Below are 26013 nucleotides of genomic sequence, written 5' to 3'. Positions count from 1 at the left end.
GGCCTTTACCAGGACTATAAGGATTGTTGGGGGCCGTGAAAACAGCTACGGAGTAGGGCTGCCGCCGTTAACGTTGAGCGTTTCCCCGATGACGAAGCTCGACTCCGCCGACGCGAGGAACACATACGCCGGCGCGAGTTCTGCAGGCTGCCCGGCCCGGCCCAGGGGAGTGTTCTTGCCGAACTCGGGCAGGGCTTCCTTCGGCTGGCCGCTGCTGACCTGCAGCGGAGTCCAGATCGGGCCGGGAGCAACAGCGTTGACCCGGATGCCCTTGGGAGCCAGCTGCTGGGCCAGGCCCTTGGTGAAGTTGTTGATGCTGGCCTTCGTCGTGGCGTAGTCCAGGAGGGTGGGCGACGGGTTGTAGGCCTGGACCGACGTCGTATTGATGATGGCCGAGCCCGCCGGAAGGTGCGGCACCGCGGCCTTGGTCAGCCAGAACATCGCATAGACGTTGGTTTTGAGCGTGTGGTCGAACTGTTCGTCCGTGATCTCGCCGATGTCCTCCTGCGCCACCTGCTTGCCTGCGTTGTTGACCAGGATGTCCAGGCCGCCAAGCTCCCGGAGTGCGGTGTCTACAAGTTCGCGGCAGGTGTCCGAGTCCTTGAGATCGCCGGGAACCTTTACGGCTTTCCGCCCGGCCTTCTCAATCAGATTAGCGATCCTTGCTGCATCCTCTTCCTCTTCGGGGAGGTAGGAGAGGACGACGTCGGCCCCCTCGCGTGCGAACGCAATCGCCGTGGCGGCCCCGATGCCCGAGTCCGCTCCCGTGATGATTGCCTTGCGGCCCTCCAGGCGTCCGGTTCCGCGATAGCTGTCTTCGCCCAGGTCTGCCTTGGGGATCAGCTCCGCGTCGAGACCGGGCTCGGGCTGGTGCTGCTTGGGCGGCTCGATGTGCTCGTAGGCGGTGACTGGATTCTTGAAAGTGTACTGATCGGTCATGGTGCTCCTCCTGATAGGGGGTTGAACACGGACAGGTTCATAGTCATGAACAAGCTCCCAGCACAATGCTAAGCATGCTTATGGTCTAGCGTAACCAGCAGTCCCGCCGGTGGCCAGAGGCGCTCCGCTGCAAGCTGCGCCGAACCCTGCCGGGCTCTTCCGCAGGTGCCTTGGCCTTACTAGGCTCGAGGCGCAGGGCCAATGCCGGCCGCGTCACGCACAATGCGAGGAGTGCACACCATGGACAACCAGGACATTCTGCAGCGAATCCAAGCGCTCGTGGATGAAGAGCACCGGCTTCGTGGGCCGGGGGATGGAGAAGCCGGCGCCGCGCCCGAGCAGGAGGACCGCCAGGCGAGGCTGCGTCACGTGGAAGAGGCCCTGGACCAGTGCTGGGACCTGCTGCGCCAGCGCCGGGCCAAGGCCAAGGCCGGCGATGATCCGGAGGACGCTGAGGTGCGCCCCGCCAACGAAGTGGAGGGCTACCGCCAGTAGGCCGGCCGCCGCCCGGGCGCGAACTCGCCGCCCGGCGCGGGGCCGCAAGTGTACGTTCGCGCGGGACCGCGGGGCCTCAAGTGTACGTTCGCGCGGGCCTACTGCTCGGCGCCGCCGTGGAGCCCGTCGTCGCTGCTGTCGCTGGAGGCGGCTTCGCCGGTGTCGTCAGAGAGGTCCATGTTTCCGCGCGCTTCGGCCATGGTGGGTCCGCCGGAGGGGATGTCGTAGCGCTCGGGCCGGATGCCGTGCGACTGTTCCTCGATGAGGGCCTGCTCTTCGCTGAAGCGGATCACGTTGGCTTCGTCGCCGGCATCACCCGGGATGTCCTCGCGGACCTTTGACGGGTCCGGAACTATGAAGCCGTCTTCGCGGTTGTTTTCGTCGCTCATGGTTCATCCTTTCCAATGCATTCCCCGGTTCGGGCCTACATGGTAAGCCTACTTCCTATCGTGGAGAGCGGGAAATGAGGGCCTCGCTGGGCGCTGGTGAGCGGCACTGCTCCTGGCCTGCCAATCCGAGACTTGAAGCTCATTTCGCGTGTAATCCGCGTCATAGTCGGCCGCGACACGCAGAATTAACGATTTCAAGTCGTCAGAATTAACCTCCGCACGGCAAACTACTGAGGGAACAATCGCTCTATGAGGGGAACCATGCGCAAGACTGCCGCAGAAAACACCAACTTCCGGCTTAAGGCCGTGCTGGACGTTCTGGCAGAGGGGGTGTTGACTGGTGAGTCGCAGAATGCCGGCGAGGTGCTGGCAGAAGCGCTCGTGCGGGTTCCGCTGAACGCCTACGAAGCTGAGCTCCTCAGCGGCGGCATTCCCCGCGGCCACAAGTCGCTCACCACTGCCACGGCCAAGCTCGTAAAGGCCGGCTGGCTGGTCAAGGGCCGCTCTGGCTGGATCATCACCGAAGACGGCCTGCGTGCCACCGTAGCTTTCCCGGATGCCGCAAGCTTTGCAGCCGCGCTCGACGCCGGAACTCCGGTTCCTGCCGACACGCCCCTTCCGGTCGCCGTCCCCGCCCAGTCTGCAGAAAAGAAGGCTGCCGCGGCTAAGAAGGCACCCAAGGCTGAAAAGGCCGAGAAGGCTCCGTCCAAGGCAGCGAAGGTCGTGGACAAGGCCGCCAAGCTGATCGAAGATGCGGTGGCCCCGGTTGCCAACGCGGTGCTCGGCAAGAAGGACGAGGCTGCCTCCGAAACGGAAGCTCCCGCCGTCGAAACCTTCCCCCAGCCGGAAGCAGTGGCTGTTGCGGGCGACTTCAACACCCTGCTCGGTGCGCCGGAAAACTGGGCCCCGCAGTACGACGAGGCGCAGATGCAGCTGGACGCCATCGACCAGCTGTGGAAGCTGACCGCCGACATTCCGGCCGGTTACTACACCTTCAAGATCGCCCTGAACCGGTCCTGGGAAGAGAACTACGGCGCGTACGGCGCGTTCGATGGTCCCAACCACGAACTGCACCACGACGGCGGCCGCCTCACCATCCGCTACGATCACCGCACCAGGGACATCACAGTCAACTAGTCGGTGCTGCTGCTGCCTGCGGGCAGCGTCCCGCCGGGAAGCCCCGCTGCCGCAACCGCGGCAGCGGGGCTTCGCTGTTCCCCGGGCGTTGAGATCAGCTGGAACGGGCTCGAAAGCAACGATTTGATCGCAGTTAGGGCTCCTCCAAGGACTTTCCAAGGTGGTGTAGGGCACTCTTAGTCCACCGTCTTTTTCAATCTTGGAGGGAGGGTTTGATGCGCCGACCAGCATCATCCGCACTGACTGCTTTTTCCGCGGTATGCCTCGCAATGACGCTTGCCTCCTGCGGTTCACCCGGCTCTGCACCAGCCACCGGCTCTCCCGCCGGGACCGCGACGGCGACCGCCACCACCTCAGCCGACGCGACGGCGACTGCCACGGAGACCACCCCAACGACAGCCGCGCCCGCCACGGGCACCGCCGCTCCGCCTGCCGAAGGCTGGAAGACGTTCACCGCCAGGGACGGGTCGCTGGCCTTCGACTATCCGGCTGACTGGACCATCAAGGATCCCGCCGGGCAGACGCCCCAAGGCGGCGGTGTCTTCGTGGAAGTGTCCAAGCCCGACGGCAAGTCCATGGCAACCCTGCGTACCAACATGGTGACCGGCGCCGAATGCACCAAGAAGACGCCGTACGGCGTCCTCGACTCCCAGCCGCTGCCCGCGCTGGCGCAGAACGGCCAAACGCCCCGGTTCACCTTCGAATCCCGCACCGATCCTGACGTGGCTGATCCCATGAAGTCTTCTGTCTTTGCCTACGGCATCACTGCGGCGCCGGAACCAACCGGACCGACGGCATGCCCCATCGCCCACTTCTTCGGCTGGCCGCCCAGCGGGGCGATGTTTGGAGGCGCCTACAACCCCTTCGACACATCCCCGGGGAATGAGCCGCATGTGGACACGCCGGAGGCATACAAGGAGACCACCGAGTACAAGAACGTCCGTCAGATGATCACGTCCCTGCGGCCCGCAAGCAAGTAGCTCCGGACTGTCTGGCCCGGCGCTACATTAGAGCCATGACTGAGTCGAATGCGCCCGAAGCAGACAGCGTCCGCCTCACAGCACGCGTGACCGGCATGGTCCAGGGCGTCGGCTTCCGCTACTGGACCGCCCGCAAGGCTGACGAGTTGGGGATTACCGGTTCCGTCAGAAATGACGACGACGGCTCGGTCGCCGTCGTGGCGGAGGGCCCGCAGCCGGTCATTGTGGAGTTCCGGCGCTGGCTGGGATCCGACGAGGCGCCAGGGCGTGTATCCCACGTTGATGAGGAGATGTCACAGGCTGAGGGGAAGTTCAGCAGCTTCGACGTGGTCATGTGAGGGTCCTGATTCTTCCGGCGCCGTCACCCCTGCAGCGCCGTCCGACCTGCAGCACCCTCATACCTGCAGCGGGCGGCGCGGACTGAGCCCGATGAACGCGCCCAGTTCCTCCAAGGCTGATGGCTTGCGGGGCATGTAGTTGGTCAGTTCCGGGGAGCGGACTATCACTGCCCGCCACTGGCCCCGTGAGACCGCCACATTGAGGCGGTTCCGGTTGAGCAGGAACTCTGCACCACGGGGTGCTTCGGCAATGGCCGAGCAGGCCATGGATACGAGCACCACCGGAGCTTCCTGGCCCTGGAATTTGTCCACCGTTCCCACCCTCACCCCGGAGAGTCCCTCCCGGTCGAGGGCATGCCGGATAACCTGCACCTGGGCGTTGTAGGCAGCGACCACCAGAATGTCCGTCGCCTCGAGCCTCCTGACGGGTTCATCCTTGCCCGCAGTCCATTTCAGCCCGATGTGCTCGCGGGCCAGCTGGATGACCTTCGCGGCCTCCTCCTTGGAGCTCGTAGTGTTGCCGCTGTGTTCCACAAGGACGGTTTCCACTCCTGCCGGAACGCCGTCCAGGTACCGGTGCGATGCTGCGGAGGCTGACTGGAGCCTGCCGTCGTAGCTCAGCACCGAGACCGCCTGGCAAAGCGCTGGATGCATCCGCCAGGAGTCTGCGAGGAAGTAACCGAGCTCCGCAGGCATGGTGGCGTGGCCGTCGGACAGCCAGCCGAGGGCTGACTCATCGACGGGTTCGGGGTGCGATCCCTGCGTGACCTGCGGGAGCTGCTGAGGGTCGCCCAGCAGCAGCAGACGCTTGGCGGCCCGGGCAACCGCCAGTGTGTTGGCCAGCGAGTACTGCCCGGCCTCGTCGATGACGAGCAGGTCGAGTGCGCCGGGAGGGACGCACTTGCCTGTCATGGTCCAGGCCGTTCCGCCGACCAGGCAGCCTCCGCCCGCCGCAAGGATGCGCGCCACGTCATTGTCCGTCGTGAGCTCCCACGGGACATCGGCACTGGTGCGAGGGGCCTTGACGTCCTTTGCCACCACCGCTGGGTCTACTCCTGCCGTTTTGATGGCGGTGCAGAGCATGTTCTCGACCACGGAATGCGACTGGGCCACGACGCCGACCTTCCAGCCGCGCTGCACCAGCCGGGCGATGACGTGGGAACCCACATAGGTCTTCCCCGTGCCGGGAGGCCCCTGGACCGCCACATACGACCGGTCCAGATCCTCGACGGCATCGGTGATGGCCGAGATGTAGTCGGCGGCTCCAGACTCGTTATGGGTGACCGTCGGAAGTGACGCCCCCGAGGTCAGCCGCGGAGGTACGCGGCGCAGTACATCAAGGCCGGCGTGCTTCGGCAGATCGGGCAACGTGGACCCGACGAGCTGCGCGAGTTCAGCAATCGCCGCTTCGATGTTGGCTGTGGGGATGGGGCGGTCTGAGGTGAGCGCCATGGGCAGCTGCTCGTACGGTGGCACCTTGCCGGTGGACTTCTCGGTGATGGTGATGATCGACTTGCCGGGCTGGTCGGGATGGTCTTCGACGGCCTCGATGAGGGTCCCGAAGATGCCGTCGCGGGACACTGACTCCTTCGCATCGGGGTGCAGGGCTGAGCCGCTTCGCTCCGGCCGCGGGGTCCGCCCGCCGTCGACCTCTCCAAGCCCCTCAGGCAGGGGATCTTCCAACATCCGGAACCAGGTGGAGCCTGTCCGGAATTCCGAGCCCTCGCTCATGGTGCCGGTCAGGCGCAGCGTCCGGGACTCGGTGCGCGCGCGGGACGTCGGCGGCGCCCAATCGGACACCACTGCGGCTTCCTCGACCACGAAGACGTTGCGCTGGTGCGACCAGTGGTCCACTTCGGACTCCAGACGGTCGAAATGCTCCCACCAGAACTGTTTGGCTTCCCGGCGGTGGTAGCCGGTGGCCGCCGCGACCATGGCCACGGCCTGCTCGTCCATGGTCAGGGCGCGGTTGTCGGGGAGGGACCCGAGGTAGCCGCGCAACGCCGCTTCCTCGGGCAGTGCTTCGTCCTGCAGCTCCGGCACAGCCTCCACGACGGCGCTGGTGCTGGTGCTTGCGCTTTCCTGCTCGTACCCGGCGGCTGGAACCCGTGCATTCCCCACGGCGGGCGCATCGTGGCCAAGCTGCAGCAGCCAGTCCCGCAGGCGCAGGGTGGAGAGGCAGTCGTACTCGTTGTAGTCGGAGATGGACGCGAGGATGGCGGCGGCCTCAGCCTGGGTTTCGGGTCCGCCGTCGCGCGCGGTGCAGTAGGCAGCGTAGGCCACCACGGAGGCTCCGGCGTCCTTGACGTCTCCGGACCGCAGGTTGTCGCCCATGTACAGGGGCTCGAGTTTCTTGATGGAGTAGGAGGCCTCGGAGATCCGCAGGGAGTGCCGCACGGTGGCGTAGAGATCCACGAGCAAGCCTTCACGAAGCCAGGAATCGACGATGTCCTCGCCGGCTACATGCCGCAGCGACAGCTTCCTGAGCGCTGTCTTCTCGTACGCGGCGTAGTGGTAGACGTGCATGTCCGGATACCGTTTCCGGCGTTCCTCCACATAGGCAAGGAAGTCCAGGAAGGCCTGGCGTTCACCCGCCAGGGAGTGCGCCCAGAAGGGCCGGAAGACCGGACTGGCGCCGGGCGCATCCCCGGGCAGCGGGGCCTCGATCACACCGAAGAGGTACTCCAGCCCCCATTGCCCGCCTGCAGGATCCTGCCACAGCGGATCACCCTCAAAGTCGAAGAAGATATCGCCGTCGCTGGGAGCGGGGATGCTGGCCAAAGCGTTTTCGGCCAGCACCTTGTAGGTGACGGTGTGCTCCTCGCCGTCCTTGAGGAACGTCCGGGAGCCGTCCGGGGCTTCGCGGCCGGTCTGCATGCGAGCCTGGTCGCGCAGCCGGCGCCATGAACCTGTTGCCTTGTCCTCGGGGAGTTCTGCAAGGGCATCGATGGTGGTGATGCCGTCGGCGATGAGTTTTTTCCGCTGGACGAGGTTCATGCCGCCGACCATCAGCAGGTCGCGGTGTGCGGACACCTGTTCGGCGCAGTAGTCGCACCTTCCACAGTGCGCGGTCCCGGGCTGCTGCCACTGGATGGGGGCTTCAGAGGCCCGGTGGGCCGCAGTGAGTTCACGGAATCGGTCGCGGCGCTCGCGGAATACCGGCAGGAGATCGGTGAGGGAGTGGATGCTGTGTTCGAGGTTGCCCAGCACCAGCGTGACACGGGGAGCAGGATCGAGTCCCAGTTTGATGAGCTGGTCCCCATAAGCGGCGAGCTGCAGCAAGGCGCCCACCTTCGCGTGCCGCGCCAGCTTCGTGTCCCAGACCGCGTACCGGGGTGGGGTAGCGTCAGTTGCCCTGCCGGCTGAACCGTCAACTGCATTGCCAGTGCCCGACGCCTCTGCGGGTTCCTTCACCAGGAAGTCCGCGTAGCCGAGGAATTCGCCGTCGAAGAAGGTGGCTTGGAAGACGACGTCGGCACCGGATCGGAGAGCGGCGGCAGTCTCCTGATGCTTGTCGGCCAGGGCACTACGGTCGGTGGTTCCGCGGTCAACGCTGTAAACGCCGGTACCGCGCGCCGCATCCCAGGTGCCGTACCGGGCGATGAGGGTGTCCAGGACCTTGTGTTCGTGGACGTCGCCGAGTTTGCCGGCGCGGGTCTGCATCTCGTCGGGCGGGAAGTCGGCTTTGGGGGAGCGCCCCAGCTTCTCGTCGAGGATGCGGAGGGTGCGGTATTCGCACTCACTGGCCGTAACGAGATCGCTGGCTGAGAACACCAGGTCACGGGGCGCCCCGGGCGTCAGTGGATCGAGCAGGAACATGGGGCCTCCCCATCGGCAACCTCACGCCGGGAGGGTTCCCGGTGCGCTAAGTCGAATCTAGCAAGAGGCTGTGACAAAGAAGCAGGTGCTCCCGGAAAGGACTGAGCAGGGCCCAAAGTGAGCGAAAAGAAGGTAACGGAGCGTTATAGACCTCACCGCCATGGCCGTTCTAGACTGGCGGCACCCTCCACTACCGTGCACCGACGACGCCGTTCGGCCTGCCGCCTGTTCCGGCCCGGAGGGAGCATCGCAGCACTTCACGAATCACAACCGGCCCTCATCGGTGAGGGTCCGTGACGCCAGGAGGAAGAGATGGAAGGGAACAAAGCCGTTGCCTACAAGGCACCCGGCAAGGTGGAGGTCATAGATATTGATTACCCCACTTTCGAGCTAAAGGACGGACCGGGCGTTAACCCGGCCAACGTGGGGCGGAAGGTGCCCCACGGTGTGATCCTCAGGACGGTCGCCACAAACATTTGCGGATCTGACCAGCACATGGTGCGCGGACGGACCACTGCACCGCCGGACCTCGTGCTGGGCCACGAGATCACCGGCGAGGTGGTGGAGGTGGGTCCGGACGTGGAATTCATCAAGGTGGGCGACGTCTGCTCGGTGCCGTTCAACATCGCCTGCGGGCGGTGCCGGAACTGCAAGGAGCGCAAGACGGGCATCTGCCTGAACGTTAACCCGGACCGCCCGGGCAGCGCCTACGGGTATGTGGACATGGGCGGCTGGGTGGGCGGCCAGGCCAACTATGTGCTGGTGCCATACGCTGACTGGAACCTGCTGAAATTCCCGGACAAGGACCAGGCCATGGAGAAGATCCTGGACCTGGCCATGCTGTCGGACATTTTCCCGACGGGTTTCCACGGTGCTGTCAGCGCAGGTGTAGGCGTGGGCTCCACCGTGTATGTCGCGGGCGCCGGTCCTGTTGGCCTGGCAGCGGCGACCAGCGCCCAATTGCTGGGTGCCGCCGTCGTAATTGTCGGTGACCTCAATGCCGACCGGCTGACGCAGGCCCGCAGCTTCGGATGCGAAACCGTTGACCTCTCCAAGGGCGGGCCGGCGGAGCAGATCGAGCAGATCCTGGGTGTTCCGGAGGTGGACTGCGGCGTGGATGCGGTGGGCTTCGAAGCGAGGGCTCACGGCGCCGGTGCGAAGGAGGCCCCGGCGACGGTGCTGAATTCGCTGATGCAGATCACTGCTGCGGGTGGCGCGCTCGGCATCCCCGGGCTCTATGTGACGGGCGATCCGGGCGGCATTGACGAGGCCGCGAAGACGGGGTCCCTGAGCCTGAGCCTGGGGACCGGCTGGGCCAAGTCGCTGAGCTTCACCACAGGGCAGTGTCCGGTGATGAAGTACAACCGGCAGCTGATGATGGCCATCCTGCATGACAGGGTGAGCATCGCCAAGAACGTCAACGCGAAGCCCATCACTCTGGATGAGGCGCCCCAGGGCTACGCCGAATTCGACGCCGGCGCCGCCACGAAGTACGTGCTGAACCCGAACGGCTACCTGAGTTAGGAGAAGTCTGACAGGGCGCGGGGTCAGGCCGCATCGGAAACCGTTGGCCGTCTGCCGGCAGGCAGCGGTGCGCCGAGGGCCGTGTGTTTGATCCCGCGTCGCTGTTGACCCACCCCGTCGCTGTTTACCCACGCCGTTGCTGTTTACCGACGAGGGACTGGTGGGGAGAATTGTTGCATCACGAACATCCAGCCAGAACCGAGGCCAGCGATGAGCAACCAGCCCGAAGAAACCCCGTTGGAAGTACCTGAAGCTGATGCCGTCGAGCAGCGGCTGTCAGCCATCCCCGACGCGGGAGGCGACGAGTTCAGTCCCTTGCCCGAGGACGCGTCGGAAGCGGACGTGCTAGAGCAGCGGACCCCGCTGGTGGCCACGCCCCTGCCCGATGCGGCCCCTGATCTTCCGGCAGAGCGGGCTGCGGAAGCGGATGCTCTCGAACAGGCAGCGGGAACCCCGGGCGGCGACGAGGACGACTACCCGTACGGCGGCGAGCAACCGGAAATGCCGGAGTAGGCCTAAGTGGGCTGGCAGGCTGACCGAGCCCGGCGACCTGGCGGCCCGGCGTCCTAGCGCGAAGTTCCGCCGCAGGCGGCCAGTACGGTGCTCATAGCGGTGTGCTCGGCGCGCGTGATCCAAAGCTTGTAAGCCGACTTGACCGAAATCTGCCGCGCGACGTACGCACAGCGGTAGGCCTTATTGCCGGGCAGCCAGGTGGCGGCGTCGCCGTCGCCCTTTTTCTGGTTGGCGGGGCCGGAGACCGCGAGGAGGTTCCGGGGATCGTTGGCGAAGGCGGTGCGCCGCGCCTTGGTCAGCTGCTGGGCGCCCTTCTGCCAGGCGTCGCTGAGCGCGACGACGTGGTCGATCTGTACCTCGCTGCTGGTGTCGGCGCCGCGCCGGAAGGAGATGGTGGTAGCGGTGTACGGGTCGGCCAGCCTGCCCGTGAGGATCACGCAGTTCCTGGTGCCGGGCTTGGTGGTTGTCGCGGTGAGGTCACGCGCGAGGATGTCGTTGCGGGTGTCGCAGCCGTTGTTGTCGGTGTCCGCCCATGCCGGGCCGAACTCCGTGCGGTCGTAGCCGGTTTTCGGGGCGCGGCCCTTGACGGGCAGGGTTGCGAGGAGGTCCTTCGCGGCAAGGGCCTCTGTCCGGCTGAACCCTTGTCCGGTCCCGCCCGGTTGGACGTCCGACGGCGGCTGTTGCGTCGCACTGATTGACCCGCCGCACGCAGTGCTCGCCAGGATGACCGCAGCGGCAACGCCGCCTTTTATCCAGTTGGCGCTTGTCGTCCGGCGGTCCGGCAGTGATGGTGCTTTATTCAAACTCGTTATGCCCCTATGGCGTGTGGTTTTTGCGTCCGTCGAGCCTACCGGCGGAGGCCGCTGGGACCGGGGAGGGTGAACCACAAGCAGGGGTATGTTGCGGCGCGGGCAGCTTGCGGAGCCTGGACCGCACACGCAGAAGGGCCTCGTACATCCTCACGGAGTGCGGGGCCCTTCCTAGCGGCAGGACCACCGCAGCTGGGGGACGCGGCGGGCCTGGCATCAGAATAAGGCCGTTCCCTGAGAATTGGCTAGGAGCTTTTAGGCAGTCCTTAGAATCATTTTTCGATTCTCCACACAATGAATTCGGAGGGCCGTAAAAGCCGGTTCGAGACGGAAGGGGAGCCGGGGATCCTTGACTTCAAAGGCGGGCTGAACAAGTGTGGAAAGCGCACCCATCCGCTGGCATTTTCACCTTGAGGAGATACGCGATGACGCTTCCCGCAGGCCTGACCCCGGGCATTTGGACCTTGGATATGTCCCACAGCGACATAGGTTTTACTGTTCGGCACGCAGGCATCAGCAAGGTGCGCGGCCGCTTCACGGATGCTTCTGCAACGGCACATGTCCGCGACTCGCTTAAGGACTCTTCGCTGCACGCCACGGTGAAGACCGCCAGCTTCGATTCAGGTGAGCCAAACCGCGACGCCCACGTGCGGGGAGCGGACTTCTTCGATGTGGAGAGCTTCCCCGAGATGACCTTCCGGGCCACCGGCGTGGAGGGCGACGGCGAGGACTACACTCTCACGGGCGATCTCACTATTCGCGGGATTACCAAGCCGGTTGAGCTGGAAGTCGAGTTTACGGGCGTGGCTGTGGATCCCTTCGGCGCGACCAGGGCCGGCTTCTCAGCGGAGACGGAAATCAGCCGCAAGGAATTCGGCCTGACCTGGAACGCGGCACTGGAGACCGGCGGGTTCCTGGTCAGCGACAAGGTGAAGATCAACCTAGAGGCCGCGCTGGTCAAGCAGGACCAGGGGCATCAAGAGCCGGGCCAGCAGGACGCCTCCGAAACCGCGGCGCCGTAGCTGCCGCTGATCGAAACACGCTGATCGAGCTACAGCCGTAATCGAAACCCGCTGATCGATCTTGTCGAGATCAAGGGTTTCGGCAAGCTCAACCAGCGGCAGTCCTAAGACAGCCGCGCGATGCTCCGCCGGACCGGACGCGAAGCCGTGCCGTCCGAGAACAGGTCCGGGGCTGAAGCTTGAATCCTTTTCACGTCCTCGAAGACGCCTCGCAGGTGCTCGCGCAGGGAATTATCTGCGTCAGTGAGATCGTCGGCTTCCAACGCGTCCACCACCGCCGTGTGCTGCTCAATGAGGGTGGAGACCGGACGGGTGTCGATGAGGCTCAGCCGCCGGGCCCTGTCCAGGTGTGCCTTGGCAGAGTTCACGGCCGTCCATGCCGATTCATGACCCGCGAGTCGCAGGAGTTCACGGTGGAAGTCCTCGTCCAGCCGGAAGAAGTCCTCAACGTCGCCCTTGACTTCGGCGTCGCGCTGGCTAGCCAGAATGTCCCGCAGCCCGGCGATTCCCGCGGCATCTACGGCGAGGTCACTCAGGGACGCGCATTCAATCGCCTCCCTGACGAACTGCGCTTCGGCCACTCGCCCCAGGTCCACCAGTGACACGAACGAGCCGATCTGCGGGAACACCTGAACCAGGCCTTCCTCCCGCAGCAGGATGAGGCTTTCGCGCACTGGGGTGCGGCTGACGCCCAGTTCCTGGGCGAGCTCATTCTCAGACAACGGCTCACCCGGCGGGAGCTGCAGGGAGATGATCCTTCGCCGAAGAGTTTCCAAGGTCTGGTCACGCACGGAGAGCCGTGGTGGTCGCCCTTTTTCGAGTTTGCCGCTTGCCATGCATCCAGTCTAACTACCGTTGACAAACTAGAATGGTAGTGCTTGTATGGTAGCTAGAAAAGCGGCCGAAAACCTCAGTGTGCTCACTGTTGCTACTCCTGGAGGGCGGCCCCTTCGCTCACCACTACCCCACTCGAAACAACCCTTTTCATCGCCTGCAAAGGAGCAATTGATGACTGAGAGCATCGCACCACCGTCGCACGACCTGAAGAAGGTCCGGCGCACAGCCGCCGCGTCCTTCATCGGGACGATGGCGGAGTACTACGACTTCTTTATCTATGGAACGGCTTCCGCACTGGTCTTCAACAAGATCTTCTTTCCTGAGATTGACCCCCTGCTTGGCACTCTTGCTGCCTTTTCTACCTACGCCGTCGGATTCTTCGCCCGGCCCTTGGGCGGGATCGTCTGGGGCATCGTTGGAGACCGGATCGGGCGGAAGAAGGCCCTTGTCTACACGTTGCTCATCACGGGCCTCGGAACGTTTGCGATCGGTCTTCTGCCGACTTACGAAACCATTGGTCTGTGGGCAGCAGTAATTCTGGTCTTTGTACGCCTTCTGCAGGGGTTTGGTGTCGGTGGCGAGCAGGGCGGCGCTGTGTTGCTCACAGCTGAAGCTGCTCCACCAAACCGCAGGGGCTTCTTCGCCAGCCTGGTCCAGCTCGGTTCTCCCGCAGCATACCTGGTTCCCTCGGCACTATTTGCCTTCCTCACCACACATCTGTCAGAAGAACAGTTCCTGCTGTGGGGCTGGCGTGTTCCGTTCCTCCTGAGCATCCTGGTTGTGGCGGTGGGCCTGTACATCCGGCTTCGCGTCGACGAATCAGAGACATTCAAAGCGGTCAAGGAAAACGCCGCCTCCCAGCAAGCACCGATGAAGGTCATCTTCAAGAACAGCCGCCGCGAAGTGTTTCTGGGCATGGGCTCGAAGTTCGTCGAAGCCGCAGTCTTCCCCTTCTATACAGTGTTCCTCGTCGCGTACTCCAAGCACCTCGGAAATGACTCGGCCTTTGTCCTTCAGGCCATCATCATCGCCATTGTCGCCGAGCTGATCATGATCCCCGTCTGGGGGCACCTGACCGACCGGTTCGGGCGGAAGAAGATCTTCCTGAGCGTCGCCGTGCTGAATCTCTTCCTGATCTGGCCTGCCTTCAGCGCCATTGCAAGCGGCGATGCGCTCCCCATCATCGCTATCCTCATTGCCGGCCTGGCTTTGGGACATGCCGGTACCTACGCCCCCCAGGCTTCCTACTACCCCGAACTCTTCCCCGTTCGCGGCCGCTACACCGGCGTCTCCGTCGTGTGGCAGTTCGGTGCCATGATTGCCAGCGGTCCTTTCACTGTTGTTGCCACGGCTCTGCTGGCAGCAGGCGGCGGGTCGGTGGCGGGTGTCGCAATCTATGTCTCAGCGCTGATCCTGGTCAGCGTCGTCTGCCTGGCGTTCCTTCCTGAAACCGCCCCCGGCAGGCTCGGAGGCAAGGAGTACGCGGACTGGGCATTGGACTCTGAGGCATCCACCGACCGGAGCGTTGGCGCCGCGCACCGTACATCCGCCCCCAGTTGAGCGGCCTGCGCTAACCGCGTGCCCGCCACCCAACTACCCACCCCACTAAGTAGCAGCAGACGTCGTTCTGAGAGCTGAGAACGACGCCTGCTGCTACCTACTTGCAAACCGCACACACACTTTGAAGGACCAACCAGTGAAGATCACCGACGCACGGGTAGTGGTTTCGTCGCCCGGACGGAACTACGTCACCCTCGTTATCGAAACCGAGGACGGCATCACCGGCATCGGCGACGCCACGCTCAACGGCCGTGAACTGGCCGTGGCGTCTTACCTGTCCGAGCACCTCTGCCCGCTGCTGATCGGCCGCGACGCCCGCCGCATCGAGGACACGTGGCAGTACTTCTACAAGGGCGCCTACTGGCGCCGCGGGCCGGTGACCATGACCGCGATCGCCGCGATCGACGTCGCACTCTGGGACATCAAGGGCAAGGCTGCCGGCATGCCGGTGTACGAGCTGCTGGGCGGTGCGGCACGCGAGGGCGTCATGGTCTACGGCCACGCCAGCGGCTCCTCGTTGGAGGACCTGAGCGCCGACTTCCAGCACCACCTTGACCTCGGCTACAAGGCCATCCGGGCGCAGGCCGCGGTGCCGGGGCTGGAGAAGACGTACGGCATCGCGCCGGTGGACGGCAAGACCTACGAGCCCGCGAGCGGCAACATCCCCCAGGAGGACCTGTGGGAGACCACGGCCTACCTGGACTTCGCGCCGAAGATGATGGCGCACGTGCGGGAGCAGTTCGGCTACGGCGTGCACGTCCTGCACGACGTGCACCACCGGCTGACGCCGATTGAGGCCGGCCGGCTGGGCGCCTCGCTGGAGCCGTACCGTCCGTTCTGGATTGAGGACCCGACGCCGGCAGAGGACCAGTCGGCGTTCCGCCTGATCCGCCAGCACACCACCACGCCCATCGCCGTCGGTGAGGTGTTCAACTCGATCTGGGATTGCCAGCAGCTGATCACCGAACGCCTGATCGACTACATCCGCACCTCGGTCTCGCACTCCGGCGGCATCACACACCTGCGCCGCATCTTCTCGCTTGCGGACCTCTATGGCGTCCGCTCGGGCTCGCACGGCGCGGGCGACCTTTCGCCGGTGTCCTTCGCCGCGGCGCTGCACGTGGACATGAGCATCCCCAACTTCGGCGTCCAGGAGTACATGGGCCACCGCGACCCCGCCAACGAAGTCTTCAAGACCTCCTACACCTTCACCGACGGCTACATGCACCCCGGCGACGCCCCCGGCATCGGCGTGGAGTTCGACGAGGAAGCAGCGGCCGCGTTCCCGTTCGACCCCAAGTACCTGCCCATCAACCGCCGCCTCGACGGGTCGGTGCATGACTGGTGACTAACGCAACGCACGAAACCCAGCCCCAGCCGTTCAACGTCGTCGTGATGGGGGAGATCCTCGTTGAGGTGGCCACCGACGTCGCGTTCGGGCACGGCGTACCGGCGCAGCTCGGCATCTCCGGCGACGCGCTGAACGTCGCGGCTGCTGCCGCGGCGGCAGGCGCCCGCGTGGGGCTGCTGTCCGTACTGCCCGACGACGACCTCGGCAAGGCGATCGCCGCCCGGATCGCTGAACTCGGCATCTCCACCGGACTGCTCAAGTTCAGGACCGGCCAGCAGGGCGTGTACCTGGTGCACTGCGACCCCGACGGGCAGCGCGAGTTCTCCTACGCCCGCAGTGGCAGCGTCGGCTCCACGTTGAGCCCGGACGACGTCGACCCCGTCGTCTTCTCGTCGGCAGGCGCCGTCATCGCAGGAGGTATCGCCTGCGCCATCTCCGAAAGCTCGCGGGCCGCGGTCCTCAAGGCCGCTGAGGTGTCCGGCCGGTTCGTCTTTGACCCCAACTTCCGGCCCCGGCTCACTTCTGTGGAGAGCGCGACGGCGGTACTCACCGAACTGGCGCCGCAGGCCTTCCTGGTCACGCCGTCCTTCCCCGGCGAAACGTCGGCCCTCCTGGCCACGTCCTCACCCGAAGAGGCAGCGGCGAAGCTGCGCTCGCTGGGCGCGGCCAACGTCGCCGTGACCTGCGGGGCCGAGGGGATCCAGCTGGACGGGGACCTGGCGGACGGCTCGCCGGAATCATGGATCGATGCGATTCCCGCCCCGGCCGTGGTGGACCAGACCGGGGCCGGCGACGCCTTCGTGGGTACGCTGACCGCGCGGCTGGTGCTGGGAGACAGCCTTGCCGAGGCTGCCCGCTACGGTGCTGCCGCTGCGTCGCTCGTGGTGGGGGGCAAAGGCGGGACCGGCTTCATCCCCACCTTGGCGCAGACCCGCGCCCACGCCGGCACTGCGCCTGCCAGCAAAGCCACGGAAGGAGCCCTGCCATCACACGCCTGAGTACCTCCTCGCTGGCAGCCGCCGGCCATCAGGCCCTGCTGCAGCGGGAAAAACTGCAGCCCGGAATCGTGCATCTCGGCCTCGGGGCTTTTGCCCGTGCCCACACCGCCGTCTTCACAGAAGCGGCGATGCTGGCCTCCGGCGATCTTGATTGGGGGATCGTCGGAGTCACACAACGTTCGGACACGGTGGCCCGGCAGCTCGCGCCGCAGGACGGGCTTTTCGCCGTGGCGGAACGCGGGGAGGGTGCCGCGCCGCTGCGCGTGGTCTCGAGCATCGTCGAGGCCATCTCCGGGCGGGACAACCCCGAAGCAGTAGTGGACCGGATTGCCGCGGAAGCCACGAAGATCGTCACGCTCACCGTCACAGAGAAGGGCTACCGGATCGATCCCCGGACAGGGACCCTTAACACAGGGGATGGGGAGGTCCGGGGGGACCTGGACGGGCGGGCGCCGCTCACGGCGATCGGACAGATCGTCCGGGGACTGCAGCAGCGTTCCAGCACCGGTGCCGGCCTGATCACCATTGTCTCGTGCGACAACCTGCCGGGCAACGGTGACCTGACCGGCAAGCTGGTGCGCGCCTTCGCCGCCGCCTTGCCGGCAGAGGAAGCCGAGCCGCTGCTCGCCTGGCTGGACGCCAACGTCACCTTTCCGAACACCATGGTCGACCGGATGGTGCCGGCCACGACGGCGGGTGACCTGGACGCCGTCGAACGTGAACTTGGGCTGCGGGACGAGGCCGCTGTGGTGGCCGAGCCATTCATGCAATGGGTCATCGAGGACGACTTCGCCGCGGGCCGCCCGCAGTGGGAGAAGGCCGGAGCCCTGTTCAGCGACGACGTTGCGGCCTGGGAAACGGCGAAGCTGCGGCTGCTGAACGCGAGCCACTCGCTGCTGGCATACCTCGGCCTGGCCGCGGAGAAGGCGACCATCAGCGACGCCGTGGCGGAGGACGCGTTCTATACCGCTGCCCGGCGCATGATGCACGAGGACGTCCTGCCCACCATCACCCTGCCGGACGGCCTGGACGCCGAGGGCTACTGCGCCCAGGTGCTGGGCCGCTTCGCGAACCCCGCGCTCGGCCACACCACCGCGAAGGTGGGCAGCGACGGCTCGCAGAAGATCGGGCTGCGGCTGCTCTCCACGGTTAGGGGAAGTCTCGACGCCGGACGCGAACCCAGGTGGGCGGCGCTCGCCGTTGCGGCCTGGATGCGGCATGTTGCCACCACGCCGGCTGCTGAACTGAACGACCCCCTTGCGGAGGAACTCCGCGCCGCCCTGCCCGCTGTGCGCAGCGCCGACACCGTTGTTCCCTCACTGCTCGGCTGCCGCAGCATCTTCGACGCCGGACTGGCATCGGACGCGCGCTTCGCCGGGCTGCTCACGCACTGGTACCGGATCATCGACACCCACGGGCTGGACGGCCTGAGAAATGAGATCAACCATGGCTGACGCAACAAACGTCCTGCATGTTTCCCCGGTGATTCCGGTGGTCACCATTGAGGACCCGCAGCATGCGGTTCCGGTCGCCAGGGCACTGGCCGACGGCGGCATCCGGATTATCGAACTTACGCTGAGGACCGACAGCGCCCTAACCTCGCTGAAGCTCATCGCCAACGAGGTGCCGGACATCCTCCTGGGCGCCGGCACCATCCTCACGCCCGGCCAGGCGGACGCCGCCGTGGCCGCGGGTGCGCAGTTCCTCGTCAGCCCCGGCGTCACGCCGGCGCTGCTGGACCACATGCTGACGCTGGACGTCCCGGTGCTGCCCGGTGTGGCAACGGTGGGTGAGGTCATGGCCGTTGCGGAACGCGGGCTCGACGCCATGAAGTTCTTCCCGGCCGGTCCCGCCGGTGGCCCGTCCTACCTCGCCGCTATCGGTGCGCCCGTCCCGAACGTACAGTTCTGCCCCACGGGAGGCATCAGCCTGGCCACGGCGCCGGACTACCTGAAGTTGCCGAATGTCTCCTGCGTCGGCGGCAGCTGGCTGACGCCGAGGGGCGCTGTCGAGGCCGAGGACTGGTCGCAGATCGCGGCACTGGCAAGGGAGGCCGCAGGACTGGGCGGGTGAGCGGGATACCCCAGCCCAACTAGGTAGCAGTAGAGGCCGTTCTCAGCCGTGAGAACGGCCTCTACTGCTACCTACATTCATGGGTGGCCGGCAACACGCCCGGCTGAAAAACCCCGTAGCCATGCTCCGGAGACGCGCGTAAAGTCGGGAAAGACCGGACCATCCACGGTCACCGACTGAATAGCCGCAATCTGAACTGAGGAGTTCACCATGAATTTGGGACACAAGATCAGGAATGCCGCAGAACGTCTTAGTGGGCGGACCGGTGCCGCTGGCGGCGCTGCGCGCCCTGCCCGTCCGAGGGCTACAGGAGCAGGAACCGGCATGAGCCACGGCGCTGGCGCCCACTTGGGTGACAGGCTCCGCAACCTGCTCAGGAGGCACTGACCTGCACACGGAGATTCACGGCGATGCGACGCTGGGATCTCTGCTCCAGAACGGTCTAGGGCGGCGGCAACCATTGGTTGCCGCCGCCACCGTTTCGCCGGGGGAGCTTTCGGTGGCCTGCCTTGGCGCGCCACTCGAAGCCGATTTTGAAATAGGATCCGTCTCCAAGGGGATCACCGGGCTCCTGTATGCGGATGCGTCTGCCCGCAATGCGCTGGTCCCGGACTCCACGCTGGGCGATGTGCTGCCATTGGGGGACTGTCCTGCTGCGGGCGTACCTTTGGCCGCGGTCAGCAGCCACACCTCGGGCCTGCCCAGGCTGCCCAAGTCAGCCAGACCGTTTCGGCGTAGTGCCGCCTTCCTGCTGCACGGGACGAATCCCTACGGCGACGCCCTGGAGGAACTCCTGGCGCAGGCACGCACCGTGCAGCTGTCTGCACGCCGGCCGCGGTACTCAAATTTCGGCTTTGAGCTGCTGGGCCACGCCGTCGCGGCCGGGGCAGGGATGAGCTACCACAGCCTTGTCCGCGAACGCCTGGCAGTGCCTTTGGGCCTGACCTCGATCTATATGCCTGCCACCGTGGAGCAACTGGGACCCCACGCCATCATCGGGAAGAGCCGCTCCGGACGTCCCCGCCAGCCGTGGACCGGGGAGGCTCTTGCCCCGGCTGGCGGCATCCGTGCCTCCATCGGGGACATGGGCCGCCTGGTGCAGGCACTCCTCGACGGCTCGGCCCCCGGGCTGGCCGCCCTCGATCCCGTGGCGAACTTCGCGGGGCCCGCGGTGCGCATCGGTGCTGCCTGGATGACCCTCCGCGTGAAGGGCCGCGACATCACCTGGCACAACGGCGCAACGGGCGGTTTCCGCGCCTGGGCTGGCCTGGACAGGCAGGCGGGGACCGGCGTCGTACTCTTGTCGGCGACAGCGGTGACGGTGGACCGGCTGGGGTTCAGACTGCTCAGGGAGTTGACGGAACGGGCCCAATGACGGGAAGGATGCCGCCGCGCCGCCGGGCACCGTTCCGGGATCAGCGCCCGTTGGCCCGTTCGAGGGCCTCGTCGTGCTCCTTGTGGGCCTGGCGGAGCAGGTTCATGAACTCGGTTTCGTTGCGGATGAGCCGCTTGTACTTCTCCGGCAGCTTCTTGAGTTCGGCCTCCTCGCGGACCATCTTGTTGAAGATGACCTCGCGCTCGGCGATGTCCGTTTCGTAGTTGAGGTCCACATACGAGGCGGCGTGGCGCTTGGCGCCGGAGATCATGTTCTTGGCCTTGCCCTTCGGGCTGAGGACCGACCCCATGATCGTGACAAGAAGGACGCCGAGAATGACCGCCAGGGAGGTGCCGGTGCTGATTTCGATGACGTTCACGTGCTCGCCGTCGTTGACGAACGGCAGGTTGTTCTCGTGGAGCGCGTGCAGGATGAGCTTGACGCCGATGAAGCCGAGGATGGCGGCGAGGCCGTACGAAAGGTAGATGAGGCGGTCCAGCAGTTCGTCGATGAGGAAGAACAGCTGGCGCAGGCCCAGGAGTGAAAAGACCGTGGCCGTGAAGACGATAAAGACGTTCTGGGTCAGGCCGAAGATCGCCGGAATGGAATCGAGGGCGAACAGGATGTCGGTGCCGCCGATGGCCACCATCACCAGGAGCATCGGGGTGAGGACCTTCTTGCCGTCCACCATGGTGAAGAGCTTGTCGCCGTCGTAGTGTTCCGTCGCCGGCAGGAACTTCCGGGCGAGCCGGACCACGAGGCCTTCGCTCCCCTCATCGTGCCCGTTGGGTTTGAGCAGGTTGCCGGCGGTGATGAGCAGGATGAGGCCGAAGATGTAGAACACCCAGGCGAAGCTGTTGATTAGCGCGGCGCCCAAGAAGATGAACCCGGTGCGGGCGATCAGCGAGAACACGATGCCGAACAGCAGCACTTTTTGCTGGTCTTTGCGGGGCACCCTGAAGCTGGCCATGATGATGAGGAAAACGAACAGGTTGTCCACCGAGAGCGCCTTCTCTGTGACGTAGCCGGCGAAGTACTCAGTACCCATCGTCGAGCCGCCGAACATCCAGACACCCACTCCGAACAGGAGGGCAATGCCCACGTAGAGCGCGGACCAGACTGCAGATTCTTTGAGCTTGGGGGTGTGGGCCTTCCGGACGTGGAAGAAGAAGTCGAAGGCCAGCAGGCCCAGGATTCCGGCTACGGTCGCTATCCAGACGATTAGGGGGACTTCCATGCTGCGTGCCTCTTTCCAGGTGAACGAAGTCGCATGCAGTGAGAGGGGTCAGCCGGTATGACGAACCCGCAACGCCGCATCGGTATTAGGTTTTACCCTACCGAAGGGCGCACGGGCCCGTCTCACCAACTCTCGCCGGGAAGTCATAAGTGACGTCAGGTGTACATCAGGGATCCCGGGGTGGTGAGCTTCTGCCCGGTCTCGAGCCAGGTCTTAAGGCCGGAGAGGATCATGGGCCAGCCGCCGTACAGCTGCTCGTTGGCACCCTCGCGGAGCTGGTCGTGGGTGACGGTCAGCCGGCACGAGTCTTCGACCTGTTCGATCTCCCAGGTGACCCGCGACGTGCCCTCGGCTTTGACGTCCTCGCCCCAGAGCGCCCGCATGGTCTGCACGAGCCGCCGGGGCGGGTCCACCTCAAGGTTCTCGCCCTCGCCGAGGGGAGCGCCGCCGTCGGGAGCCATCTCGAAGCGGGAGCCAGGTGTCCAGTCCGAGGTGACGTGCACGCCGAACTGGTACTTGCTGCGGATTTCGCTGTCCGTGATGGCTTCCCAGAGCCGTTCCGGCGTGGTCTTGATGTAGATCTCGAAGATTTTTTCCATGGGACTTTCCAATCTGGATTTGAGGTCGCTGAGGCCAGCGGCCCATGGTTCTGCGTACTTACTCACCCACCTGTCATGGACGAGCCTGATCGGAACCGGATTCAGGAAGTGCAGCTTTTCCCGACCACGACGGCGGGTCACCACCAGGCCTGCCTCTTCCAGGATCTTGAGGTGCTTCATGACCCCGAATCGGGTGATCTCAAAACGCGCTTCCAGGGCGCTCAGTGTCTGGCCGTCCTCGCGGAACAGCTCGTCCAGCAGCTCCCTGCGGATGGGGTCCGCCAAGGCCTTGAATACCGCGTCCACAGGGCCAGAATAGGTGACCATTCGGTCACGTGTCAATGGTTTTCGGTCTGTCGCGTCCGGCAAGCCGGGCGCGTAATTCTGGTAGCGGCACTTGACCGTGATTAGCGTCACTGCTTTACTAAATGAATCGTATTCATTTAAATCTCTGCACTATGAACTGGACTCCCGTGAGCCACGAAGCCAGGCGCCAAGGGGAGTGGCAGCGACGGCGCTGCCGCAGTTCCGGGCCTGGTGTCCATAACGAACTTTGCTTCTCCTCATGCCCTTCCCGCCGCTGATTCTCGGTGGCCTCTACGCTTAGGAAACCCATGAGCTCCGCTTTTGATACGCAGAAGACCTCAACCCATGAGAACCATGTGAGCAGCGAAACCCGAACAACAGGTAACGGCTGGCGCCGGGTGCTGGGGGTTCCCTCGCTGGTATTGCTGGGCCTGGTGTACATGGTGCCCCTCACCATATTCAGCACGTACGGAATTGTCGTCGAACTGACGGGCGGGCGCCTCTCAGCTGCGTACACCGCCGCCTTGGTTGTCATGCTGTTCACCGCCCGGTCTTACGGCCGAATGGCCAAGGCCTTCCCGTTCGCGGGCTCCGCTTACACTTACGCCACAAGTTCGTTTGGCCCCGGCCTGGGATTCATGGCGGGTTGGTCCCTGCTGCTCGACTATCTGCTGCTGCCAATGATCAATTACCTGCTCATAGGCATTTACCTGAACGCGGCCTTCCCGGCCGTTCCCGCATGGCTGTTCATGCTCGTATCCGTCGGTGCTGTGACCGCGCTCAACGTTTTCGGAATCACGGCGGTGGCCAGAGCAAACTTCCTGGTTGTGGGACTTCAGGCTCTTTTCATTGTGCTGTTCGTCGGACTCGCCTGGGCATCCGTCGCCGGATCCGGCAAGCTTGACCTTTTTGCACCCTTTACGGGAGTGGACGGCGCGGAAGGCTTTTCACCCATCTTGGCCGGGGCTGCAATCCTGTGCCTGTCCTACCTCGGATTCGACGCCGTATCGACGTTCGCGGAAGAGGCGAAGAATCCGCGGCACAGCATCCCGCGGGCTATCATGCTGACCACCGTGCTGGCGGGAATCATCTTCCTGGGACTGGCCTACATCAGTCACCTGTTGCTTCCAGTGGGCGTCTTCTCCAATGCGGACTCCGCGGCAATCGAAGTAGTAGGCGCTGCAGGCGGCAACTTTCTTGTAGCGTTTTTCACCGCCGCGTATATTGCGGGAGGCCTCGGGTCGGCGCTGACCTCCCAGGCTTCGGTTTCGCGCATCATCTACTCCATGGGCCGCGGCGGGGTTCTGCCCTCCGTTTTCGGGCGTCTTCATCCGCGTCTGGGAACACCAGTGGTTCCGATCATCGTGACGTCGGCCGTTTCGCTGCTGGCCTTCGTGCTCGACCTGACCACTGTGTCTTCATTGATCAGCTTCGGCGCCCTTGTGGCCTTTTCGGTGGTCAACATGTGCGTCATCAAGCATTACTTCATCAACGAGAAGGACCGCGGGCTCAAAGGCTTGCTTAACAACGTCCTGCTGCCGGGTGCGGGGTTTGTGCTGACGCTCTGGCTGTGGACAAGCTTGAGCGGGCTGTCGTTCACCCTGGGGCTGTCCTGGGCCGCCCTCGGGCTTGTCTACTTGGCTTGCCTGACACGCGGCTTCCGCCGCTCAACACCGCACCTGCAACTTGAGGAAGCATAGTGTCTGCATTGACCCAGCACCTCAACGCTTCGCACAGTCTGGAGTTCCCATGGCTTTGACCCTCTTTCTGGGCGGCACCATTGCACCGTCCTACCACTCGCAAGGCCAAGGGACAGAGGCGGGTCCGCCTATAACGGCGCTGGCGGTACGCGACGGAGTGATCGAAGCAGTTGGCATGGAAGCACTCGCATTGGCATCTCTGGCGGACGAGACGGTGGACCTCGACGGCGGCCACCTATCGCCTTCATTCGCCGATGGCCACGCCCATCCCCTTCTCGGCGGACTGGAAGAGATGGGCCCGCAAATCCGGTCCTGCACGTCCGTGACCGAAATCGCCGAAGCCGTCCGTAAATGGGCGGACTCCCACCCGACAGACAGCTGGATCGTGGGGGCCAGCTACGATGCAACCCTTGCACCCGACGGGGTTTTCGACGCCGAATGGCTCGATGCCGCCGTACCGGACCGGCCGGTCCTGCTGAAGTCGTGGGACTACCACACCGTATGGGTGAACTCGGCGGCACTCCGCGCCGCCGGCATCGATGCCGGCACGCCGGAGCCGGCACTTGGCAGGATCGTGCGACGGCCGGACGGATCTCCATGCGGCACGCTCCTGGAAGCAGGCGCGATCGACCTTGTTCTCCGAGTCGCGCCCGGATACACCTTGGACGAACGTGTCAATGCTCTGGAATCCGCGACTGCACGATATGCCGCAGCTGGCGTGACCTGGATCCAGGATGCCTGGGTGGAGCTGGAAGACGTCCCTGCATATCTGGCCGCCGCCGATGCCGGCCGGCTGAGCGCCAGAATCAACCTGGCATTCCGTGCCAATCCTCAAGATTGGACGAACCAGCCCTTCGAGTTCGAAAGAGCCCGCCACGGTATCCAAGAGCTGGCTAGTCCCATGCTCACTGCCAACACGGTCAAATTCTTTCTGGACGGCATCATCGAAAGCCGCACCGCCTTCATGCTGGCCCCTTACACAGACTCACCGGGAGAGGCAGGCCTGCCCAACTGGGAACCCGCCGACCTGCACGACGCGATGACGCAGTTTGACGCTCTCGGATTTCAGCTTCACCTGCACGCCATCGGCGATGCCGCCGTACGCATGGCCCTGGACGCCCTGGAAGAAATCCGGCACCGCAACGGAGCCCGGGACCGCAGGCCTGTGATCGCGCACCTGCAGGTTGTCGATCCGCACGACATTCCCCGCCTGGCGGATCTGGGTGTTGTGGCCAACTTTGAGCCGCTCTGGGCCTGCGCGGACGAGGTCATGCAACTTCTGACCATTCCCCGGCTGGGCAGCCCCCGCGCGCAACTGCAGTATCCGATCGCTTCACTCGCCAAAGCCGGAATCCCGCTCTCCTTCGGCAGCGACTGGCCGGTTACCGGACACCACCCGGTCCCCGGACTCGCAACAGCAGTCACCCGGCAAACCGCTGATCACGTTCCCGCGTCCGGCTGGATACCTGACGAGCGTGTAGACGTTGAAACGGCACTGGCAGCGTACACTTCCGGAGTTGCACACCAAGCCTTTGCTGAGCAGGAATGGGGCAGGCTTCTCCCCGGGATGCGTGCCGACTTGACCCTGCTCTCGGCGAACCCCATGCAGGTCCAGAACGACCGGCTCGCTGATATCGAAGTCCTCGGAACTTGGCTGGCCGGTCGGCCAACGTACGTGCACCGTACAGCTGGGACGAGCTCCGGAGGGGACCAAACTCGGTGACATAAACGGAGCTCCCCGAGTTGCTCCCGGCCCAGTGCCGGCCCGCCATTCCTTGGCCGCGCATTCTACGAGTGCCCGAACGAGGGCGGCGATTGCGGTGGCATGCGTGGCGTCCATGCAGACACCCGCGATGCGTACCTCAACCGTCGGGTGGTTGCGGGAGAGACGCGCATCAAAGTACACCATGCCCTCGTCGAGGAGAACACCGGTCGACAGCAGAGACTGAATCTGACGGCGGTACTCCCGTTCGGAGCCGAACCGTTCGCACGGTCCCGCCGTCGGTGATCTG

The 26013-nt window shown here is 64.8% G+C and carries 22 protein-coding genes; 15 read left to right on the top strand and 7 right to left on the bottom strand.

The window, feature by feature from the left end; translation table 11 throughout:
- Window positions 1-45 precede the first annotated feature (45 nt).
- On the bottom strand, window positions 46-939 hold the full coding sequence (locus ACIP9X_RS13375; RefSeq protein WP_400480235.1) for an SDR family oxidoreductase: 894 nt from the start codon (window positions 937-939) through the stop codon (window positions 46-48).
- 240 nt (window positions 940-1179) lie between these two features.
- Here ACIP9X_RS13375 and ACIP9X_RS13370 point away from each other — a divergent pair, with 240 nt between their 5' ends.
- Window positions 1180-1434, top strand: a complete 255-nt coding sequence (locus tag ACIP9X_RS13370) for a DUF2630 family protein (protein WP_400480234.1) — start codon at window positions 1180-1182, stop codon at window positions 1432-1434.
- Window positions 1435-1532: 98 nt separating this feature from the next.
- Here ACIP9X_RS13370 and ACIP9X_RS13365 read toward each other — a convergent pair whose 3' ends face one another.
- On the bottom strand, window positions 1533-1823 hold the full coding sequence (locus tag ACIP9X_RS13365) for a hypothetical protein (protein ID WP_400480233.1): 291 nt from the start codon (window positions 1821-1823) through the stop codon (window positions 1533-1535).
- A 261-nt stretch (window positions 1824-2084) separates the two neighbouring features.
- On the opposite strand from ACIP9X_RS13365, the gene ACIP9X_RS13360 reads away from it, so the two are divergent.
- The 3 genes from ACIP9X_RS13360 to ACIP9X_RS13350 all read left to right on the top strand — a co-directional run bounded on the left by ACIP9X_RS13360 (window position 2085) and on the right by ACIP9X_RS13350 (window position 4278).
- Entirely contained in the window at window positions 2085-2960 is an 876-nt protein-coding gene (locus ACIP9X_RS13360; protein WP_400480373.1) for a glycosidase, read from the top strand.
- A gap of 269 nt (window positions 2961-3229) precedes the next feature.
- Complete coding sequence (locus ACIP9X_RS13355) at window positions 3230-3940, top strand: hypothetical protein (protein WP_400480232.1); 711 nt, start codon at window positions 3230-3232, stop codon at window positions 3938-3940.
- A gap of 35 nt (window positions 3941-3975) precedes the next feature.
- Window positions 3976-4278: an acylphosphatase gene (locus ACIP9X_RS13350; protein WP_400480231.1), complete on the top strand. Its 303-nt coding sequence runs from the start codon at window positions 3976-3978 to the stop codon at window positions 4276-4278.
- Between the two features lie 57 nt (window positions 4279-4335).
- On the opposite strand, the gene ACIP9X_RS13345 is transcribed toward ACIP9X_RS13350, so the two are convergent.
- Window positions 4336-8097 carry a TM0106 family RecB-like putative nuclease gene (locus ACIP9X_RS13345; RefSeq protein ID WP_400480230.1) on the bottom strand — a complete coding sequence of 1254 codons (3762 nt, stop codon included), beginning with the start codon at window positions 8095-8097 and terminating at the stop codon, window positions 4336-4338.
- A gap of 312 nt (window positions 8098-8409) precedes the next feature.
- Between ACIP9X_RS13345 and fdhA the strand changes: the two genes are divergently transcribed.
- Window positions 8410-9621, top strand: coding sequence for a formaldehyde dehydrogenase, glutathione-independent (fdhA, locus tag ACIP9X_RS13340; RefSeq protein WP_400480229.1), 1212 nt, complete (start codon window positions 8410-8412; stop codon window positions 9619-9621).
- Between the two features lie 210 nt (window positions 9622-9831).
- Window positions 9832-10134, top strand: coding sequence for a hypothetical protein (locus tag ACIP9X_RS13335; protein WP_400480228.1), 303 nt, complete (start codon window positions 9832-9834; stop codon window positions 10132-10134).
- Window positions 10135-10187: 53 nt separating this feature from the next.
- On the opposite strand, the gene ACIP9X_RS13330 is transcribed toward ACIP9X_RS13335, so the two are convergent.
- Complete coding sequence (locus ACIP9X_RS13330) at window positions 10188-10937, bottom strand: HNH endonuclease family protein (RefSeq protein WP_400480227.1); 750 nt, start codon at window positions 10935-10937, stop codon at window positions 10188-10190.
- A gap of 431 nt (window positions 10938-11368) precedes the next feature.
- Between ACIP9X_RS13330 and ACIP9X_RS13325 the strand changes: the two genes are divergently transcribed.
- A complete protein-coding gene (locus tag ACIP9X_RS13325; RefSeq protein WP_400480226.1) occupies window positions 11369-11965 on the top strand; it encodes a YceI family protein in 597 nt (198 codons plus the stop codon).
- Window positions 11966-12069: 104 nt separating this feature from the next.
- Here the strand turns inward: ACIP9X_RS13325 and ACIP9X_RS13320 are convergent, their stop codons facing one another.
- The gene (locus ACIP9X_RS13320) at window positions 12070-12801 is read right to left on the bottom strand and encodes a GntR family transcriptional regulator (RefSeq protein ID WP_400480225.1); all 732 of its coding nucleotides are present in this window, start codon (window positions 12799-12801) and stop codon (window positions 12070-12072) included.
- A 172-nt stretch (window positions 12802-12973) separates the two neighbouring features.
- On the opposite strand from ACIP9X_RS13320, the gene ACIP9X_RS13315 reads away from it, so the two are divergent.
- The 6 genes from ACIP9X_RS13315 to ACIP9X_RS13290 all read left to right on the top strand — a co-directional run bounded on the left by ACIP9X_RS13315 (window position 12974) and on the right by ACIP9X_RS13290 (window position 20159).
- On the top strand, window positions 12974-14362 hold the full coding sequence (locus ACIP9X_RS13315) for an MFS transporter (protein WP_400480224.1): 1389 nt from the start codon (window positions 12974-12976) through the stop codon (window positions 14360-14362).
- A 136-nt stretch (window positions 14363-14498) separates the two neighbouring features.
- Window positions 14499-15710, top strand: a complete 1212-nt coding sequence (manD, locus tag ACIP9X_RS13310) for a D-mannonate dehydratase ManD (protein ID WP_400480223.1) — start codon at window positions 14499-14501, stop codon at window positions 15708-15710.
- Between the two features lie 47 nt (window positions 15711-15757).
- The gene (locus ACIP9X_RS13305) at window positions 15758-16711 is read left to right on the top strand and encodes a PfkB family carbohydrate kinase (RefSeq protein WP_400480372.1); all 954 of its coding nucleotides are present in this window, start codon (window positions 15758-15760) and stop codon (window positions 16709-16711) included.
- Between the two features lie 68 nt (window positions 16712-16779).
- Complete coding sequence (locus ACIP9X_RS13300) at window positions 16780-18165, top strand: mannitol dehydrogenase family protein (protein ID WP_400480222.1); 1386 nt, start codon at window positions 16780-16782, stop codon at window positions 18163-18165.
- Entirely contained in the window at window positions 18158-18784 is a 627-nt protein-coding gene (gene eda, locus ACIP9X_RS13295; RefSeq protein WP_400480221.1) for a bifunctional 4-hydroxy-2-oxoglutarate aldolase/2-dehydro-3-deoxy-phosphogluconate aldolase, read from the top strand. Before ACIP9X_RS13300 ends, eda begins: the two co-directional genes overlap by 8 nt.
- Window positions 18785-19136: 352 nt before the next feature.
- Window positions 19137-20159, top strand: coding sequence for a serine hydrolase domain-containing protein (locus ACIP9X_RS13290; protein WP_400480220.1), 1023 nt, complete (start codon window positions 19137-19139; stop codon window positions 20157-20159).
- A gap of 40 nt (window positions 20160-20199) precedes the next feature.
- Here ACIP9X_RS13290 and ACIP9X_RS13285 read toward each other — a convergent pair whose 3' ends face one another.
- Together ACIP9X_RS13285 and ACIP9X_RS13280 are read right to left on the bottom strand one after the other, a co-directional pair.
- On the bottom strand, window positions 20200-21396 hold the full coding sequence (locus ACIP9X_RS13285; RefSeq protein WP_400480219.1) for a TerC family protein: 1197 nt from the start codon (window positions 21394-21396) through the stop codon (window positions 20200-20202).
- Window positions 21397-21551: 155 nt separating this feature from the next.
- Window positions 21552-22301, bottom strand: a complete 750-nt coding sequence (locus ACIP9X_RS13280; RefSeq protein WP_400480218.1) for an ArsR/SmtB family transcription factor — start codon at window positions 22299-22301, stop codon at window positions 21552-21554.
- A 308-nt stretch (window positions 22302-22609) separates the two neighbouring features.
- Between ACIP9X_RS13280 and ACIP9X_RS13275 the strand changes: the two genes are divergently transcribed.
- On the top strand, window positions 22610-24001 hold the full coding sequence (locus ACIP9X_RS13275; RefSeq protein WP_400480217.1) for an APC family permease: 1392 nt from the start codon (window positions 22610-22612) through the stop codon (window positions 23999-24001).
- A gap of 49 nt (window positions 24002-24050) precedes the next feature.
- Window positions 24051-25724 carry an amidohydrolase gene (locus tag ACIP9X_RS13270; RefSeq protein WP_400480216.1) on the top strand — a complete coding sequence of 558 codons (1674 nt, stop codon included), beginning with the start codon at window positions 24051-24053 and terminating at the stop codon, window positions 25722-25724.
- The last annotated feature ends 289 nt before the right edge of the window (window positions 25725-26013 follow it).

It is taken from the genome of Arthrobacter sp. NPDC093125 (assembly GCF_044754225.1).
Lineage (GTDB): Bacteria > Actinomycetota > Actinomycetes > Actinomycetales > Micrococcaceae > Arthrobacter.
This window is presented reverse-complemented; position numbering and strand designations above follow the sequence as displayed.

Excerpts from the sequence above, each read along its gene's own strand:
- ACIP9X_RS13285 (WP_400480219.1), bottom strand. The coding sequence starts at position 21,396 with ATGGAAGTCCCCCTAATCGTCTGGATAGCGACCGTAGCCGGAATCCTG.
- fdhA (WP_400480229.1), top strand. The coding sequence starts at position 8,410 with ATGGAAGGGAACAAAGCCGTTGCCTACAAGGCACCCGGCAAGGTGGAG.
- ACIP9X_RS13315 (WP_400480224.1), top strand. The coding sequence starts at position 12,974 with ATGACTGAGAGCATCGCACCACCGTCGCACGACCTGAAGAAGGTCCGG.
- ACIP9X_RS13355 (WP_400480232.1), top strand. The coding sequence starts at position 3,230 with ATGACGCTTGCCTCCTGCGGTTCACCCGGCTCTGCACCAGCCACCGGC.
- ACIP9X_RS13270 (WP_400480216.1), top strand. The coding sequence starts at position 24,051 with ATGGCTTTGACCCTCTTTCTGGGCGGCACCATTGCACCGTCCTACCAC.
- ACIP9X_RS13345 (WP_400480230.1), bottom strand. The coding sequence starts at position 8,097 with ATGTTCCTGCTCGATCCACTGACGCCCGGGGCGCCCCGTGACCTGGTG.
- ACIP9X_RS13335 (WP_400480228.1), top strand. The coding sequence starts at position 9,832 with ATGAGCAACCAGCCCGAAGAAACCCCGTTGGAAGTACCTGAAGCTGAT.
- ACIP9X_RS13325 (WP_400480226.1), top strand. The coding sequence starts at position 11,369 with ATGACGCTTCCCGCAGGCCTGACCCCGGGCATTTGGACCTTGGATATG.
- ACIP9X_RS13305 (WP_400480372.1), top strand. The coding sequence starts at position 15,758 with ATGGGGGAGATCCTCGTTGAGGTGGCCACCGACGTCGCGTTCGGGCAC.
- ACIP9X_RS13360 (WP_400480373.1), top strand. The coding sequence starts at position 2,085 with ATGCGCAAGACTGCCGCAGAAAACACCAACTTCCGGCTTAAGGCCGTG.
- ACIP9X_RS13350 (WP_400480231.1), top strand. The coding sequence starts at position 3,976 with ATGACTGAGTCGAATGCGCCCGAAGCAGACAGCGTCCGCCTCACAGCA.
- ACIP9X_RS13275 (WP_400480217.1), top strand. The coding sequence starts at position 22,610 with ATGAGCTCCGCTTTTGATACGCAGAAGACCTCAACCCATGAGAACCAT.
- eda (WP_400480221.1), top strand. The coding sequence starts at position 18,158 with ATGGCTGACGCAACAAACGTCCTGCATGTTTCCCCGGTGATTCCGGTG.
- ACIP9X_RS13370 (WP_400480234.1), top strand. The coding sequence starts at position 1,180 with ATGGACAACCAGGACATTCTGCAGCGAATCCAAGCGCTCGTGGATGAA.
- ACIP9X_RS13320 (WP_400480225.1), bottom strand. The coding sequence starts at position 12,801 with ATGGCAAGCGGCAAACTCGAAAAAGGGCGACCACCACGGCTCTCCGTG.
- ACIP9X_RS13375 (WP_400480235.1), bottom strand. The coding sequence starts at position 939 with ATGACCGATCAGTACACTTTCAAGAATCCAGTCACCGCCTACGAGCAC.
- ACIP9X_RS13365 (WP_400480233.1), bottom strand. The coding sequence starts at position 1,823 with ATGAGCGACGAAAACAACCGCGAAGACGGCTTCATAGTTCCGGACCCG.